This window comes from Chryseobacterium sp. JK1 (assembly GCF_050632815.1).
In the GTDB taxonomy this organism is placed as follows: domain Bacteria; phylum Bacteroidota; class Bacteroidia; order Flavobacteriales; family Weeksellaceae; genus Chryseobacterium.
On record NZ_JBODRU010000007.1, the window covers coordinates 25612 to 41791 of the forward strand.

Sequence of the window (16180 nt, forward strand, 5' to 3'; positions counted from 1 at the left end):
TTTAAATATATTTGAAAGGCGAAAAGGTAAAAAACAGATTTGTAAATCTACCTTTTTGCTTCATGATTAGTCTACTTTCCAGCTTATTTTCCCTTCTTCTTCATTCCAGTCTACATGAACGGTTTGTCCTGACTTTACTTCTTCTCTAACGATCATTTTGGAAATCGGCCTTGCAAGCTGTGCACGGATGACTCCTGAAATCTGTCTGGCTCCATACTTACTGCTGAATCCTCCTAAAGCAAGGTTTCTTACTGCATCATCACTTATTTTTAAAGCAATTCCCAGCCTTGTCAGTGAGGTATGAAGTGATTTCAGCTGGATATTGAAAATTCTTTCTGCAATAGATTCTGTAATCGGTGCAAAAGGAATGATCTCTGTAATTCTGGCCAAAAATTCAGGTCTGAATCTTCCAGAATTGGACATAATTTGCATCAACGAGGACGATTCCGGGATTTTCCCTTCTTCAAATTGTTTTACGATTTCTTCGCTTCCGATGTTTGACGTAAAAAGAATCAAAGCATTGCTAAAATCTCCTTCTTTTCCTAATTTATCATGAACCTTTCCTTCATCCATGATCTGAAGGAATACATCAAATACAGAATGGTGTGCTTTTTCAATTTCATCAAACAAAACAACAGTATAAGGCTGCTGTCTGATTTTATTCACCAACATACCTCCCTCTTCATATCCAACATATCCCGGAGGCGCTCCATATAACAATGCTGCAGAATGTTCTTCTTTAAATTCCGACATATCGAAACGTACCATCGCTTTTTCATCATTGAAAAGCAATTCTGCCATCGATTTTGCCAGCTCTGTTTTTCCGGTACCGGTAGGCCCTAAAAGAAAGAATGATCCGATAGGTTGTCCTGGTTTGTTCAAACCGCTTCGGTTTTCAACGATAGCATCAGAAAGTATTTTCAAGGCATGATCCTGGCCTACAACTCTGTTCAGTAGCAGAGATTCCATATTCAGGAGTTTTTCTTTTTCCTGAGCCTGAATTTTCCCGATTGGGATATTGGTTTTGGCAGCCATTACTGCGGCCAGCTCAAGTCGGTCTACTTTTTCTCTCTTCTTAGCAGCGTGTTGTAAAAGTTCTGCGTAAGTATCTTCAATAATCTTCTGAATCTGGTCTACAGGCATAGAGTTATCTATCGCCGGCTGCTCACTGAGGGATCCCCAAAGAATAGGGCTTATTTTATCTCTCAGGAGATTGTAGGTCCAGATGAGCTCATCTGCTTTATCTTTATTGTCTGTAAATTCTTCTTTTAAAATAGATTCATAGCTTTCTTTCCAGCTTTCCAGTTCTTTTTCGGAAAGCTCATCAAGCATTTTGATGGCAGCCATTGTTCTGTCTAATAAATCGATGGCGGCGTCTGGTAATTTTTTACCTTTTGCATATCTTTTTGCCAATCTTACACATTCTGGAAGGGCTGTTTTTTCGACTTCAATACCGTGGTGTTTTTTATAGCCTTCCAGCAATACATCAATCATTTTCACACAGGTTTTTTCGTCCGGCTCGTTCACTGTTAATACTTCAAAACGACGGTTGAAAGCCTGTTCCGGTTCAATAATTTTTCTATATTCTTCCTGAGTGGTGGCTCCAATTACTGTAATTTCCCCTCTTGCAAGTTCCGGTTTCAGAAGATTGGCTACATTTCCAATGCTTCCTTTTGGATCCAGAAGGGTATGGATTTCGTCAATAAACAAAATGGCTTTTTCAATTTTCTTACATTCATTGATCACCTTTTTCAGACGGTCTTCTATTTCGCCTTTATAGGAAGTTCCTGCTAATAATGCCCCAGTGTCCAATTCCAAAAGGGTTCCGTTTTTCAGCATTTCCGGTACATTTCCTTTGGTAATTTCGATGGCAAAACCTTCTACCAATGCTGTTTTTCCCACACCAGGCTCACCGATGATAATTACATTAGGCTTGCTTCTACGGCAAAGGATTTCTACAAGCATTCTGAGTTCTTTATCCCTACCGATGATATTTTCAAGATCTCCTTTTCGGGCCTGCGCTGTTCTGTCTACACAGTAGCTTTTAATGGATGGAAAGGATGAATCTGAATAGTCTGATCCGTTTGAAAATACAGAAGAAAAATCGCCATCTTCTGAAACGGTAAAAGGTGTGTCTTTTCTATACAGATTGAATATATCATGTTCTCTTAATGGAAGAGATTTTAACTGTTGAAGCGAGAATACGACCTGTGGCTTTACGATAGCAGTCAGAATACAGATGGGTGTAATCTCATCCAGTCCTAATTTCAAGCGGATATCATCTGCTTCTTCGATAAGTGTATCTATGGCATCATCCTGACCTACTTCATCAGGAAGATGAGCTGTTTTAGGATATTCTTCAATACGAACATCTGCCCATTCATAGAAATAGCCTGGGTCTTTATCTATATTTTTCAGGAATTCATTAAGTCCAATATCTTTATGCATTAAAGCCTGCAGGATATGTGGTCCTCCATATGTTCCGTTGTAATTTTCCTTCGCTATCGACTGAGCAATGTGAAATAGTTGCTTTACTGTTTCGTTGGTTACTAGTACTCCCATTTATAATTTTTCTTATATTAATATATTTGCGTTCTGTTTTACTTTTTTCAGATGATTTGATGTCTGAATTTTTGCTTTTTTCTTCCTTGGTGATGGAGAAATGAAAAGCGGTATTTTATTCTGCTAAAATTAAATATTTTATTCTAAATGTGATAAAGATAGTTAATTCTTCATCCAGAGAAGTAGCAGCCGTTGTTTTTCTTTCTTTGGGTCTGCTTTATGATAAAGTTGAAACCACCAATTTCTTCTTTTAAATTCTTTTATTCTACAAAATGATTTATATATTCAAAAAATACAAGAGAATCAAACTTATCCACTGAAGTCCGATGTAGATATAGAATATCACCGCCGAAGGTTCTGCCAATTCATGAAGTTTTTCCAGCAATTGCGTTTTAATAATCTCGGAGAAGTCTGCATTTTCTGCCCCCAGATTCAATTCATCAAATTTTATCTTGTTGAGAGCATAGCCAATGATTTTTTTGAGGATTTTGTTTTCGGAGCTGTTTTTAAATTCGTTCAGTAATTTGACTTTTGCTATTGCGAAATCTGCGCTGGATCTGATCACTGTAGGCTGTTTCGCTTTAAATACATTAATTACCTTATCAATAAAAGGAGTTACGATTGTTTTTGAATGATCCTGAAGCAATTTATGAATGACTACCGACATAGCATATTTTGTAGCAAAAACAGCGGTAAAAAAAGGTGCAGCAATCATTACAATATAAAATAAACCTGCAGACACCGGTTTTGCCATTACAGTCGCTACTAAAAAAGCAACAGCACCAATATGTCCCAGTGATGAGCCCAAAGTTTCTGAAAGGATGTAAATTCCCAGAACCAGAGTAATAATGGTTGAAAGAACTCCTAATGCATATATTTTAAAAAGGCTGAAAATAAAGACTGCAGAAAGTTTTGAAAAATATTTGAGGTGAGTTGTAATGGTATTCATAGATGGTTTAGTTTTTATATGATATGTTAATGTAAAGGCTGTACAACCTTATCCGTTTTTCTCTTTAAGAAACTTAGTAACAGATTACATAGAGAAAAAAATGGTAGCACAATATACATTACATTTTCCAAAGCCTCAAATCGTGGATTGTAATAAAACAACTCAGAGATGTAAAACAATTCAAGAAAATATATCAATATGATTCCTATACAAGCTATAATGCGATGCCAGATGGATTCCTGTTCTATAAGAAATGCCGAAAAAAGCAATACCAACATATTTACGATAAAAAGTAACAACATGGCTACTGCAGACCCCAGTCTTATAATATTGAAAAATAAAACCAGTAGTACGACCATGAGATATTGATACTTATTTTTTAAGATCAATCTTCCCACTGCGATCAGGATGAACAATAGGATCCAATTAAAAATAATGCTTTTCTGAGCCATTTCATAACAATCTGTACTCACCTCGCAAAAAAGCCCTAAATCAAATGAAGAATTGTATACTAAACGATAGCCAAAATAACTGACTATACCGATTAGAAGGTATATTGAAAAAAAAAGGATTGCTGCTTTCATGGTTTGTTTTTAGCTTTTTAGCCCGTACCCAATTTTTGGTGTTATTTTGTGAATGTAAAGATATTTGATGAAATCCTCGTCAGATAGTTTGACTTTCAAATTTGCAGTCAAAAAAGACTGCCCTCAATAGAGACAGTCTTTTTCTTATGAATGTTGATAATGTGTATAAATTCTAGCTGCTTGGCCAAAGTCCTGCATATTCTGAAGAACCGTAGTCAATAGTTTCTGCACTTACTACAAAACTGATCAGCATACTGTTGCTGTCGATAGCGTCGAAATCTACTTCGTGCTGGATAACGTAACCGTTTTTCCAGTTTAGCGTGATCAACGTTCCTTCTTCGTGTGATTTGTTGAATGTAACTTCTCCTACTGTTGGTTTGTATTTTCCGTTCAGCAAGCTCTCTAGAATATCAGATTTTTCTGTAGCTTCTACAGTAATTTTGATAAGAGCATTGGAAGGATCTGATGCTACACGTCCAGATACATCTGTAGATCTTGAAACGCTGTAGTTCATTTTTAACAGCTTCTGTCCTTCTCCGTTGTTGAATTTTAAGATTCCTCTCGAATTTCTTTCTGCCATGATTTGTAAATTTTGATCGTAATTAATATTTTGTGATTCGGTGATTGTTCAGCAAATATAGAGGGTCTTTTCCTGTAAAAAAAACTTTTCTCCATAAATCTGAAAAATTGTAGTAGTTCTACGATTTTGTGTCGTAATTCTACGACAATGGATTTAATAAAATCACTCAAACAAGCTTTATAAAGTATTTTACAGCTTCTAAAAAAACGCCATTAAAAAGAATATTTTACACATAAAAGAGAAATAAACAGCATTAAAAGCGATAAATATTCACTATGAATGGAAAATTCACCTTGTTCATTGAAGGCTCAAAATTTAGATTAAAAATGATTCATCTTTACAAAAACCAAACTTCAATTTCTACTTTTATCTCCTCATTTTCAAAAAAAGAGATAAAAAAAGCAGAAGTACTTGCCTTCTGCTTTTAGTAATTATAAAAATTAAATATTTGTTTTTTTTAATGCTTGGTATATTCCGGTTGTTCCGTCGGAATTCTTGTTGGGGTAAAGTATTCGTTCAACCAATAGAAAGTCTGTCCGTTTTGCTGGATTTTTACTGCCGGATTATTTCTGTTGGCAAGCATTCTGTCCGCTAAATCTTTATAATGATGAAAGTAGTTTCTTACGGTTTCACTGGAAACAATTTTTGACTTTTTCCACCCTTTCAGTTTATACTTAGACATAAGCTCTTCTTCCGAAAGATCGAACCCGGTACTCATCCCAACAGCATAAGACATTGGCATTTCATAAAGATCTCCTTTGTCCAGAAACTTGATGGTCGGGTTATATTTTTTCAGCAACTTCACGTATTCTTTGATCGCCTTGGACTGGCTGAATCCTGGTTTGTCTGCTTCAGTATTTCTATAGACTTCCGTGTAGAATGCTTTTAAATTATCATATTCCGCTTCAGAAATAAGGATCCCTTTTTCTATACCAGGCGTAAATTCTTTCAATTCTTTAGGAATATAACCTTTTACAAGGAACGGACTTCCGTAGTTGATCAACTGAGCCGCAATTCCTGCAGAAACAGGATTGGTAAGTCCTGGATACAGATATTTGTATTTTACGTCTACATCTGTTCTTCCTGCTCCCACTGATGAATGGAAATAGGCATTCAGAGATTTGTCCACAGTTTGATTATCTAAAGTAACCTGAGAAATAAGACTGTCTACTGATTTTTTCAGGAACCCTGGAGTTGTAATGTCGCCTTTTTTAGGAAAGATTACAAATCCCTGAGACATACTCTGTTTTGGATAATCTAAGGAGAAGAATCCTGCGTCTCCTTCTACAAGACTGAAGTTATTTTTGGTAAGAACATCATACTGGTTAATGATCTTCTGCTTTTTTAATTCCGCAATGTTTTTCGCTGTATTGGTTACTACATTTTCGGCCATCAATACAAAATCGTTGTAAGTATCTGAAGATCTTGCACTGGTCTGGAACATGATCAGCCTGGCCTGAGCCTGAGTAAGTGAACTGATAACACTATACATATTTCCGCTCTGGTTAGCAGATGTTCCTACTGTTACAACAATATTGGTTTCATCAGAAACATTGGAAAGAAGATTTCCTGCTGCCGTAAGCGCCTCCCCTACAGGCTGATATCCATTATTGCTAGCACAGTTCATTTCATTGGTTTTCTGATCAATAAATGAGCTTATTTTGCTGTAATCTGTACTTAAGTTTGAAACAGAAATATTGTTTCCGCAAGGATTATTTTTATATAAAACCACTCCATATTTTACATTGCTGAAATAGGATGGTTTTTCAAATCTAAGCTGAAGGTCCTGCAGTAATGATTTTACAATAGGAGTATAAGGAGTGTTCGGAGCACTGATATCCAATGCAAAAACGATGTTTATATTTTTATCTCTCTCTGTAATTTCTCTGTATCTGTCAAAGTAAATAGGTTCTCCCAATACGTTGGAAACAAAGTTTTTGCTGTAATCTAAAATATTAGTGAAATATTTGGTCTTTGTATCCGGAGCCGGAGCTTCTTCTAAGGAAAGATTCACAGGGAAGATATTTTCAAGAGGAGTTCTCTTGTTAACATCTGTAAGAAGTACTGCTGTTTTATTTTCAGCATCGGATGCTGAACCTCCGGGATATCCTTCGTGAATTCCCAAAGCTGATTCACTAATTCCTGTCGTATTTTTCAGTTTTACACCAGAACGTTCGCCCCATGAAGAAATTACATTGGAACTTACCCATCCGTATAGCCCAGTACCGATGCTGTCTATGTCAATTGAAGGTTTTTTACCTACTAAAAATCTTTTGTTATTTTCAGCCTGTTTATAAACATATACGATCTGGCCGTTGGGAATTTTTACTTTGGCATTTTCAATAAGACTTGGTGAGTTGAACACCATGATAGAGTCATTTTTGTAATACCTTTCAGCGTTTCTGATAACTTCACTGTTGCTTGGTACTACTGCTACTCTTACCGGATAACCTGTTTTTTCGCTTTTTAAAGAATTGTTCCAAAGAAGCAAATCAGATTCATGAATCCAGCCGTATGTTTTAACTGATTTTGGTGAAACTTTTTTCATTAAAGCATCGGGAACGTATTCCGCGACTTTCACCATTCCGTCTCTATGCTTTAAAACCATCAAAGGTTCAAGGAACTTTACTTCTTTGTATGATTTTTCGTTGTCTTTGTCCAAGTAAGCCGTATTTCTGGATCTGTCTGAAATAACGATCCAGGGAGTAGACTTCTTAGGATACCCATTGACTACAGGAGAGCTGTCTATCTGCCCATACTGAGAAGGTTCGGGCGTCTTCTTGGAGGGAAGCTTTACCTGACAACTCGTCAACAATACCGATAGTCCTATATAATATGCTGCTAGAGGAAATTTATTTTTCATCCTATTTTATCTTTTTATGATTGGCACATCCGTACAAACGGACGATATTATTTGCTTTGATTGATATCTACTTTAGTAACACAATTCTGTTTATCATCAAGGTTCACTTTTACAGTCTGGATCACTACGTTTTTGTCAAACTGAAGACCGGCACAGTACATATAGAAGTTATTTGCTTTACTGTCATTTACCTTTACTACTGTGTTTTCATTGTTACACAGATAAGTTTTCAACAGGTAATTGTAGTGCATATTGAAACTGTTTCCGTTGGCAATCTGCTGGAGGTGATATTTGAAATCACTGTCAACCTTTGCATAAGAATCTTCTACAGATACTTCATCTTCTGCAAGAGCGTCATAAACAGGAAGAATTTTGATACGGTGATAAATAGGTTCCTCCGTTTCTTCTGTGTATAAAGTAACCAGATAATCTCCTGGTTTTTTATATGAATAGATGGTGAACTTGTCTTTAGAATCTGTATTTCCTGTCTCTCCGAATTTCCATGCAAACTGCTTTGCTTCAGAAACGGCACGAAACTGTACGTTTTCGTTCTGCATAGCCTGTAACGGTGCTTCAATTGTTGTCTTAGACTTCACTGTATCTTTGGCTTTAATGCTTCTTGCCGATACCATTACCGGAAAAGATTTTGTGTACTTGTTGTCCACAATAAGACTCACCTGATAGTATCCTGGTTTATTATAGAAGTGAATCCCTGTATTTTTATCAGAAGTAGTACCGTCTCCGAAATTCCATCTTTTGGTTTTTGCAAATTGGGTTTTATCTTCAAATAAAAGGGTATCTCCCACCGCCAGTGAAGACGGATAAACCACTCCAACAATATCGTCGGCAGAGTGTATCACTTTCTTCTGCAGCCATAGAGCCACAAGTGCTGCGATGAGCAAGGTTGCGATAACACCGATAATAATGTTTTTCTTGTTCTTTTGAAAATAATTCATAATTAAGTAATTGTGATGTGTTTTATAGTTCCTAGTATTTAAATTTTGTTTACTGCATTCTTTCCTTTAATGCTTTTTCACGATCATAAAGTTTGTTCTGCTTATCTTTAAATCCGATTCTGCATTCTTCTACCTGCTTCTGAAAGATCTTGATATCTTCAGTAGTTGTAGAAATTACTTTCTTGTCGTCAAAATACATTTTATAGAATTTCGCAATCTGAGGATAAGCATCTTTTCGGATGTCGATTACGTCATAGCCATTAAAGTAACTGTTGAGATCGTTTACTCCTAATTGGATATTATTTTCCACAAAGGGTTGTGGTGTTTCATTGGTAAGCTTGCTGATCATGGTATAAGTACTGTCCATGATAGGTAGAATTACTTTTTGGTGGTGTTCAAATTCTGCTTTTTGTTCAAGGTTCTGAATTCCTCTTACGTCTTCATCGGAAAACGGGGATACAAATCCTTTTAAAAAGATAACTCCCAAAAATAACATGGCGGTTACAAGCATCAGTATCAAATAAAAAAACTGATAATGCCTTTCTTTCTTAGATAGTGTGATTTGTCCTTGCATATCTTTTCTTTTTATTTCTTTCTTTTACTTCCGGTGAAGTTTCGGGTAGGATCTATTCTAAGCTGATTGTTGGTAATCCTTACTTTGCCAATACATTCATCAAGATCTCTTAAAACTCTCTTTTTGTCGGTTTCTACCTCAATGATTTTGGCTTTCAGATTCATCATAGGAACGATCTGCTTCATCAGTATTGCATAATGCTTAAAGCTTTGGGCACTGTCTTTACCCATAATATTCTGAGCATCCCTCACGTTATCCATAATACTGGTTCTGAGGAAAATGTCATTATCCACCTTATTAATACTAAGCTGGTTCATTTTCTCATAAATATCATCAATATGATCTTTCAGTACATCGCTTCGAAGCATCAGTTCTTTATAAGCTTCTGCTTCTCTGCTGATTCCTTCCCGCTGTATATCATAACTCTTAAAGAAGAGAAATAGACAAGCAAAAGATACCACCGACAAAACGGCAAAAGATAGTATAAACTTCCAAATGCCTATTCTGACGTCAGATTTGTTCAATTTTTTTTCCCTGTTCGAAGACATAATTTGCGATTTGTTTGGCCTGTGAAAATATAAAAAAAAAATATCATGCACAATACGTAATTTCCCTGTGGCGGTTTCGTGAAATCCCTGATTAACTTAATATTAATTTCCACTTTAATAAGTTTTTCCTAAATTAGGCCTCTGAATTTTAAATATCAGTTGCCAAATCGATATTAAGAATGAGTAAAATATTATCTAATACCGTACGTTTTTCTATTGCAGACAGCGATTTTTATTTTAAAAAAATAATGATCAAAACATTAATGGAAAATCCTTTCTATATGCTTCTTAATGACTGCAACAATGGGCATGAGCTTGTGAACAGAATATACAGAAGACAGGAAGACGTGTTTGTTATTGAGCTTTTTATGCCGGTATTAAGCGGAATTGAAGCCATTAAATACATCAGGAAAAACAATACTGAAACTCCTATTATCACCTATTCCAACACCTATCAGGAAGATATGGCTGATATTCTTTCGAAGATTCCTAATATCTATTACTGCCAGAAGAAAAGTACTATTATTAAGGATATTATCAAAGGGAGTATTGCTTCTGAAGATTTCGATTACCAAACTTACTCCAAAGAATGGGAGCAGCAGCCTCTGGCCGTGCAAGAATACATGGACCGTCAGAAAAAAGGCCAGGAAGAACTTTCTCCTGCCGAAATACAGCTTATGAGATTCTGCTATGAAGGGTTCAGCAACAAAGAAATTGCGGAAAAACTAAACCTCAGTACAAGAACGATTGACACTTACATTAATCGTCTTACAGAAAAATTAGGTCTTAAAACCAAACTTCATCTTATCCGTTTTTGTGTAGAAAATGGCTATTACAATTCCAGCCTTTAGATCAAAATAAAGGAAGAAAATTCGGGGGAGAGAATTTCACTCCGGCTGAGACAGAAATGCTTGATAAATATCAACATAAGTCGTTTTTTCAAAAATTTCCCTTAATTTTCCACCTAATTATTGTACTATATTATTTTATCATTAACTTAGCCGAAGCCGCCTTAATATAGAGTATACATTAAAACCTCCAACTCTCTGAACAAAAATATTTTGCCACTAATTTGCTAGTATTCAATTTTTTTAACTAAATTTGCACACCTAAAATTTAAAATTAAAATAAGGAAATGACAAAGGCAGAATTGGTAAACACCATCTCAAATAAGTTGGGAACAGAAAAGAATGAAACACAGAAAGTTGTAGAAGCTTTTATGCAGGAGATCAGAACTTCTATGTATAATGGGGATAACGTTTATCTGAGAGGTTTTGGATCTTTTATCATTAAAACAAGAGCTGCTAAAACAGGAAGAAATATTTCTAAGAATACTGCAATTGAGATTCCTGCTCATAACATTCCTGCTTTCAAACCTTCAAAATCTTTTGTTGAGAAAGTAAAAACTAAAGTTGCAGTAAAATAAGAACATTAACTGAATATTAACTAGTTACTAAAAAATTAAAATTATGCCAAGCGGAAAGAAAAGAAAAAGACACAAGGTTGCGACTCACAAAAGAAAGAAAAGAAGAAGAGCGAACAGACATAAGAAAAAATAATCTCCTCTTCTCGAGATTTACAATATAATAATATAGTTGGTGGTTTTAAATTTCTAAAGTTCACCGACTATATTTTTGTTTGCAACTATAAGATTTCGCGGAAAACGGATGGTTTCAAATATTATTTTAATAAAAATATAATGGTTTTCATTCAAAATCCTTATATTTATTAGATGAATTAATCGACAACATTACCGAATTCCCTATAATCTTAAAATTTTTATCTTATAACAAAATGAAGAAAGAACTAATAGTTTCGCATGAAGATGATCTTACAAAGATTGCACTGCTGGAAGACGGAAGACTATGTGAACTTCATGAGCAAGAAGACAAAAGCGATTTTATAGTTGGAGATCTGTTTATAGGAAAAGTAAAAAAGCTGGCTCCTAACCTGAATGCGGCATTCGTAAATATAGGATATGATAAGGATGCATTTCTGCATTATCAGGATCTGGGCCCGCAATATCTTACATACAGAAAGTTTTTAAGAGATACTATTTCTAAAAAACAAAGCACTTCAAGCTTAAAAAATTTCGAGATACAACCCGAAATAGATAAAAATGGAACGGTAGACAAAGTAATTGCGAAAGACGACGTCGTTTTGCTGCAGATTACCAAAGAACCCATCTCTACCAAAGGTCCCAGAATATCTACCCAGATTTCACTCACGGGACGTTTCCTGGTATTAATTCCTTTCGACAACAAAGTTTCTATTTCCAAAAAAATCAGAAGCACTGAGGAAAAAGAAAGACTGAGAACCCTTATCGATAGCATCAAGCCTGAAGGTTTCGGGGTAATTATCAGAACAGTGGCCGAAGGAAAAAAAGTAGCAGACCTTCATAATGATATGAACCAACTGGTTCAAAAATGGGAAAGCACTTTCAAAAATATCCAGAAAAACAAAGTTCCATCCAAAGTTTTAAGCGAAGAAGACAAAGCTTCAGCTATTTTAAGGGACAATTTTAATCAGGATTTCGTGAATATCATGTGTGATGACGAGCAGATGGTTCACGAAATGAAAAATTACATTGAAGTAATTGCTCCTGAAAAGAAAAATATTGTCCAGTTTTATGATTCTCATATTCCTCTTCTGGAATATTACAATGTTGAAAAACAGCTAAAACAGAGCTTCGGAAAACACGTTAACATTCCAAGTTCTAAAGGCGCTTATCTTGTTATTGAACACACAGAAGCACTTCACGTCGTAGATGTCAACTCCGGAAACAACATTACCACCGGAACCGCCGTCAACAAAGAACACGCACTGAAAGTGAACAAAATGGCAGCCACCGAAATTGCAAGACAGCTTCGTCTACGTGATATGGGGGGCATCATTGTAATCGACTTCATCGATATGCCAAACTCTGATCATAGAAGAGATCTCTATGAGCATCTTAAAGAGGAAATGAAGCGCGACAAAGCTCGCCACAAAATACTTCCTCCAAGTAAATTTGGACTGATCCAGATCACCAGACAAAGAAACCGTCCGGAGAAACAGATTGAAACCAAAGAAGAAAACCCGAACAAAGACGGAGAAATTGTAGCTCCTATTGTTATCGTGGAAAGAATGGGTGAAACCTTACGAAATATCCTGCAGAAAGAAAAAGGAAAAATATACCTGCACGTACACCCTTTCGTAGAAGCCTACTTAACCAAAGGCATCAAAAGTATCCAAATGAAATGGTTCATTAAATACAAAAAATGGGTAACCATTGTACCTAGGGATTCTTTTAAATATTTAGAATACAAGATCTACAATTCCAAAAAAGAAGAATTGATAGAATTCTCTAATTAAGACAAAATTCAAACCTTCAGTTTCTACTGGAGGTTTTTTTATTGTTCTGAAGAGGTTATTATAAAAAAACATCATTACATTTAAACTGATGTAAACCAATATAATTTTATTACAGATCTACAGGATGAAAAATCACCATTACAAAACTCTTATCCGCTGGACAGGCAATAAAGGAACCGGAACCAGCAGCTATAAAGATTATGAAAGAAGTCATACAATTTCAGCAGAAAACAAGGTCATTATTGAAGCATCATCTGATCCTGCATTCCGGGGAGATCAAACAAAATATAACCCTGAAGAAATGTTACTCTCTTCCCTATCCTCCTGCCATATGCTTTGGTACCTCCATTTCTGTTCTCAGGCTGGAGTTATCGTAACAGATTATACAGATGAAGCTACAGGAATAATGAATGAAACGGTTAATGGAAGTGGACATTTTACAGAGGTTACACTGCATCCGATGATTACTGTAACAGAAGAATCAATGATTGAAACAGCCAGGGAACTTCACCATAAGGCCAATGAATATTGTTTTATTGCCAACTCTGTTAATTTTCCTGTAAAACATATCCCCACAGTGTTAGTTAAACAAATTTCTTCTCAATAATAAAATCACACAACTACCTCTATCACTACATTATGACAACAATAATTCTAACTTTTACAACAAAAATTCAACAAAAAGAGATTTATTTAACAAATAATCAATGAAATCAGTATTTAATTACGAATAAATGCAATTAAGTTTAAAAATATTCAATAATTAATACACAAATATGAAGTTTTTTTTATATTTTTATATAAACAAAACAACCCATGATGAAACCAAGATTAACTATTTTCGACGAACCCATTTTGTATACAGAAGGGCTCTCAAAACTACTTACACAAAGCAAAATTTTCAATACTATTGATATTTGTAATTCCCTGGAAACCCTTTCCAGACATTTAAAAGAAGAGCCACCGGAAATTCTTGTCATGAGTTCTAACATGCTTATGCTTACGGAACTCTATAAAGTGATAGAAAATGTTATTTCAGAACATAGCAGCATTAAGATTATCATTATCGGGAACTGTTATGATATGATTGATATCAGAAAGCTTTTCAACAAAGGCATCAAAAGTTATCTTGATAAGAATAGCAACTATAATGAGTTTTTAAAATCCATCAACGCGCTCTTACTCAATGAAATTTATATTTGTGATCATGCAAAAGAAAGAATGATCAGCTTCATCAGTAATGAGCAGGATAAACGAAATCCACACATCAAAGAACCCCTTACCCGTCGTGAAATGGAAATCCTTAAATTGATTTGCGATGGGCTAAGCAGTAAAGATATTTCAGAAAAACTTTTTATCAGCATCAATACGGTAGAAACACACAGAAAAAGAATTCTTTTAAAACTTAATGCCAAAAACTCTGTCGGCATTGTAAAATATGCAATTGAAAACCATATTATAGACTGAAAACAATCCATTTACAAAAAACATAAACAATTCCGGGCCTTACGGCCCGGAATTGTTTTATCCATAAACTTCCTTTAAAATGAGAAGACTTTTACGATAATGCCTACTCAAAAAAGATGAAAAGACCAGAGGCGAAACCTGCAAGCATCATAAGAATTCTTAGACTTGAAGGCTGGAACTTTAAACCCTATTCCGGTCTTTCATCTTTAAAGCTGACTAAACTGATTATTCGTAGTCCGGCATCTCTCCATTAGTGAAAACGGATGTCCTTGAAAGATCTGTCATACTGCTGTTCAGATCAATCACCATAATATTTTTCTGTGAGATATTATCATTGGAGGTATTCATAAAGATAACCTGTGCGTTGTTCGGTGAAAATCTTGGATCAAGATCGTTGGTTCCCATTGGTTTCTCGCTTTCTACGGAAATATCATTTACAGTATCATTGGTGAGATTGTAGATAAAAATATGAGTATCAAGCTGACGATAATTTCCACTTCCATCCTGATATCCGGAAATATCACGGGTAAAAAGAAGAAGGTGCCCATCCACAGAGAAATTCAATCCTCCACTGGCTCCGGAAGCTCCTGTTAAAACTGTTTTTATAACGCTCCCGGTAGTATCTATGACATAAATTTTGGTATTATAGCCGCTGTAATCATTGGTTTTGAGGGCTATTTTACTTCCATCATAACTCCAGTCACATTCTGAAATCATACTTCCGTCGGGAGTGGTGTATATAAGATTCAAGCCACTGCCATCTTTATTAATTCTATAGAGTTTATTAAAGTTTGAATAAATAATTTCCTGTCCGTTGGTACTCCAGGAAAAGTCCATTTCATAATTATTAAAACCAGCTGCAGCTACTGTCGTCACTTTAAAAGGATTGGATCCATCAGGATTGGCTGTATAAATATGAGTACTTCCGCCTTCTGTACGAAGAAATGCAATGAGGCCGGCATTATTATTTTTCCTTGGTCTCCAGCTATTGTATGATGAACTGGTAAGTTGAAAACTATTACCTTGTCCGTCACTGGATATTATCACAAAATTTCCATTCTGTTTCTGTACATAATGATATCTGTTGACTGGAACTGTATTGGTGGTAAACTTACTGATCTGACTTAAAACTGGCTGGTGAATGCCGTCCGAAACAGACACCTGCCAGAAGTAACTTACACCAAACTTTAAATTTGAAAGCGTATAATGAGTCGCTGCCAAATCATTAACCTGAATCACATTAGTGTCAAGATTATTTTTAATTGTCAAACTGTACTTTAAAACATCCGTAGTATCGGGGTCTGTGGCATTCCAGGTTAACTCAACACTTAAAGGCTGATTAACCGCATTATCAATCGGACTGAGCAGCTGCGGTGCTGTGGGAGGAGAATTCAGTGAAGTATCATCACTCATCTCAAAAACAACCGTTACCACCTGATTTTGATTCTGTATATTAACGGCCTGGAAATTGGTTATATATCCTGAAAGTTCTGCTTTTACAGAATAATTTCCTATGGGCATTGAAGAGATTTCAAAAGATCCGTCTGCACCACTGAAAACCGTTTGTGTAGTAGGTGTGGTAAAAATTTTCACATTGGCAAGAGGTACATTGCTTCCTCTTTTTACTACTTTTCCTTTTAAAGCGCCTGTCTGGGCCTGCTCTACAAGATCTTCACTACATGAAAACAGACAATAGATAAAGATCAAGATGCTGAATATTTTTATTAGAGTTTTCATAATTCG

At 35.5% G+C, this 16180-nt stretch carries 14 protein-coding genes; 6 read left to right on the plus strand and 8 right to left on the minus strand.

The annotated features are described in order from the left end of the window. Positions 1-66: 66 nt before the first annotated feature. From ACQ76T_RS23220 to tssO, 7 genes are all read right to left on the minus strand, one after another. Positions 67-2562, minus strand: a complete 2496-nt coding sequence (locus ACQ76T_RS23220) for an ATP-dependent Clp protease ATP-binding subunit (RefSeq protein ID WP_431345572.1) — start codon at positions 2560-2562, stop codon at positions 67-69. A gap of 277 nt (positions 2563-2839) precedes the next feature. After that, positions 2840-3511: a hypothetical protein gene (locus tag ACQ76T_RS23225; RefSeq protein WP_431345573.1), complete on the minus strand. Its 672-nt coding sequence runs from the start codon at positions 3509-3511 to the stop codon at positions 2840-2842. A 756-nt stretch (positions 3512-4267) separates the two neighbouring features. Continuing rightward, entirely contained in the window at positions 4268-4675 is a 408-nt protein-coding gene (gene tssD / locus ACQ76T_RS23230; protein WP_422694673.1) for a type VI secretion system tube protein TssD, read from the minus strand. A 457-nt stretch (positions 4676-5132) separates the two neighbouring features. After that, positions 5133-7538: a type VI secretion system protein TssR domain-containing protein gene (tssR, locus tag ACQ76T_RS23235; protein WP_431345574.1), complete on the minus strand. Its 2406-nt coding sequence runs from the start codon at positions 7536-7538 to the stop codon at positions 5133-5135. A gap of 47 nt (positions 7539-7585) precedes the next feature. Then, positions 7586-8494, minus strand: coding sequence for a PKD domain-containing protein (locus ACQ76T_RS23240; RefSeq protein ID WP_431345575.1), 909 nt, complete (start codon positions 8492-8494; stop codon positions 7586-7588). Positions 8495-8543: 49 nt separating this feature from the next. Continuing rightward, positions 8544-9068: a type VI secretion system transmembrane protein TssO gene (locus tag ACQ76T_RS23245; protein WP_431345576.1), complete on the minus strand. Its 525-nt coding sequence runs from the start codon at positions 9066-9068 to the stop codon at positions 8544-8546. Between the two features lie 11 nt (positions 9069-9079). Then, positions 9080-9592: a type VI secretion system TssO gene (gene tssO, locus ACQ76T_RS23250; RefSeq protein WP_431345577.1), complete on the minus strand. Its 513-nt coding sequence runs from the start codon at positions 9590-9592 to the stop codon at positions 9080-9082. A 203-nt stretch (positions 9593-9795) separates the two neighbouring features. Between tssO and ACQ76T_RS23255 the strand changes: the two genes are divergently transcribed. From ACQ76T_RS23255 to ACQ76T_RS23280, 6 genes are all read left to right on the plus strand, one after another. After that, positions 9796-10467, plus strand: coding sequence for a LuxR C-terminal-related transcriptional regulator (locus ACQ76T_RS23255; protein ID WP_431345578.1), 672 nt, complete (start codon positions 9796-9798; stop codon positions 10465-10467). Positions 10468-10751: 284 nt separating this feature from the next. Further along, positions 10752-11042 carry an HU family DNA-binding protein gene (locus tag ACQ76T_RS23260; RefSeq protein ID WP_002984212.1) on the plus strand — a complete coding sequence of 97 codons (291 nt, stop codon included), beginning with the start codon at positions 10752-10754 and terminating at the stop codon, positions 11040-11042. A 368-nt stretch (positions 11043-11410) separates the two neighbouring features. Next, positions 11411-12970, plus strand: a complete 1560-nt coding sequence (locus ACQ76T_RS23265; protein WP_431345579.1) for an Rne/Rng family ribonuclease — start codon at positions 11411-11413, stop codon at positions 12968-12970. A gap of 124 nt (positions 12971-13094) precedes the next feature. After that, entirely contained in the window at positions 13095-13577 is a 483-nt protein-coding gene (locus ACQ76T_RS23270; protein ID WP_431345580.1) for an OsmC family protein, read from the plus strand. Between the two features lie 209 nt (positions 13578-13786). Next, positions 13787-14437, plus strand: coding sequence for a response regulator transcription factor (locus ACQ76T_RS23275; protein ID WP_431345581.1), 651 nt, complete (start codon positions 13787-13789; stop codon positions 14435-14437). A 116-nt stretch (positions 14438-14553) separates the two neighbouring features. Further along, entirely contained in the window at positions 14554-14691 is a 138-nt protein-coding gene (locus ACQ76T_RS23280) for a hypothetical protein (RefSeq protein WP_431345582.1), read from the plus strand. Here the strand turns inward: ACQ76T_RS23280 and ACQ76T_RS23285 are convergent. After that, a complete protein-coding gene (locus tag ACQ76T_RS23285; RefSeq protein WP_431345583.1) occupies positions 14663-16174 on the minus strand; it encodes a carboxypeptidase-like regulatory domain-containing protein in 1512 nt (503 codons plus the stop codon). The two genes, ACQ76T_RS23280 and ACQ76T_RS23285, sit on opposite strands and share 29 nt — an antisense overlap. Positions 16175-16180: the final 6 nt, after the last annotated feature.

Coding starts and splice junctions, on each gene's coding strand:
- ACQ76T_RS23220 (WP_431345572.1), bottom strand. CDS start 2,562: ATGGGAGTACTAGTAACCAACGAAACAGTAAAGCAACTATTTCACATT.
- ACQ76T_RS23225 (WP_431345573.1), bottom strand. CDS start 3,511: ATGAATACCATTACAACTCACCTCAAATATTTTTCAAAACTTTCTGCA.
- tssD (WP_422694673.1), bottom strand. CDS start 4,675: ATGGCAGAAAGAAATTCGAGAGGAATCTTAAAATTCAACAACGGAGAA.
- tssR (WP_431345574.1), bottom strand. CDS start 7,538: ATGAAAAATAAATTTCCTCTAGCAGCATATTATATAGGACTATCGGTA.
- ACQ76T_RS23240 (WP_431345575.1), bottom strand. CDS start 8,494: ATGAATTATTTTCAAAAGAACAAGAAAAACATTATTATCGGTGTTATC.
- ACQ76T_RS23245 (WP_431345576.1), bottom strand. CDS start 9,068: ATGCAAGGACAAATCACACTATCTAAGAAAGAAAGGCATTATCAGTTT.
- ACQ76T_RS23255 (WP_431345578.1), top strand. CDS start 9,796: ATGAGTAAAATATTATCTAATACCGTACGTTTTTCTATTGCAGACAGC.
- ACQ76T_RS23260 (WP_002984212.1), top strand. CDS start 10,752: ATGACAAAGGCAGAATTGGTAAACACCATCTCAAATAAGTTGGGAACA.
- ACQ76T_RS23265 (WP_431345579.1), top strand. CDS start 11,411: ATGAAGAAAGAACTAATAGTTTCGCATGAAGATGATCTTACAAAGATT.
- ACQ76T_RS23270 (WP_431345580.1), top strand. CDS start 13,095: ATGAAAAATCACCATTACAAAACTCTTATCCGCTGGACAGGCAATAAA.
- ACQ76T_RS23275 (WP_431345581.1), top strand. CDS start 13,787: ATGATGAAACCAAGATTAACTATTTTCGACGAACCCATTTTGTATACA.
- ACQ76T_RS23280 (WP_431345582.1), top strand. CDS start 14,554: ATGAAAAGACCAGAGGCGAAACCTGCAAGCATCATAAGAATTCTTAGA.
- ACQ76T_RS23285 (WP_431345583.1), bottom strand. CDS start 16,174: ATGAAAACTCTAATAAAAATATTCAGCATCTTGATCTTTATCTATTGT.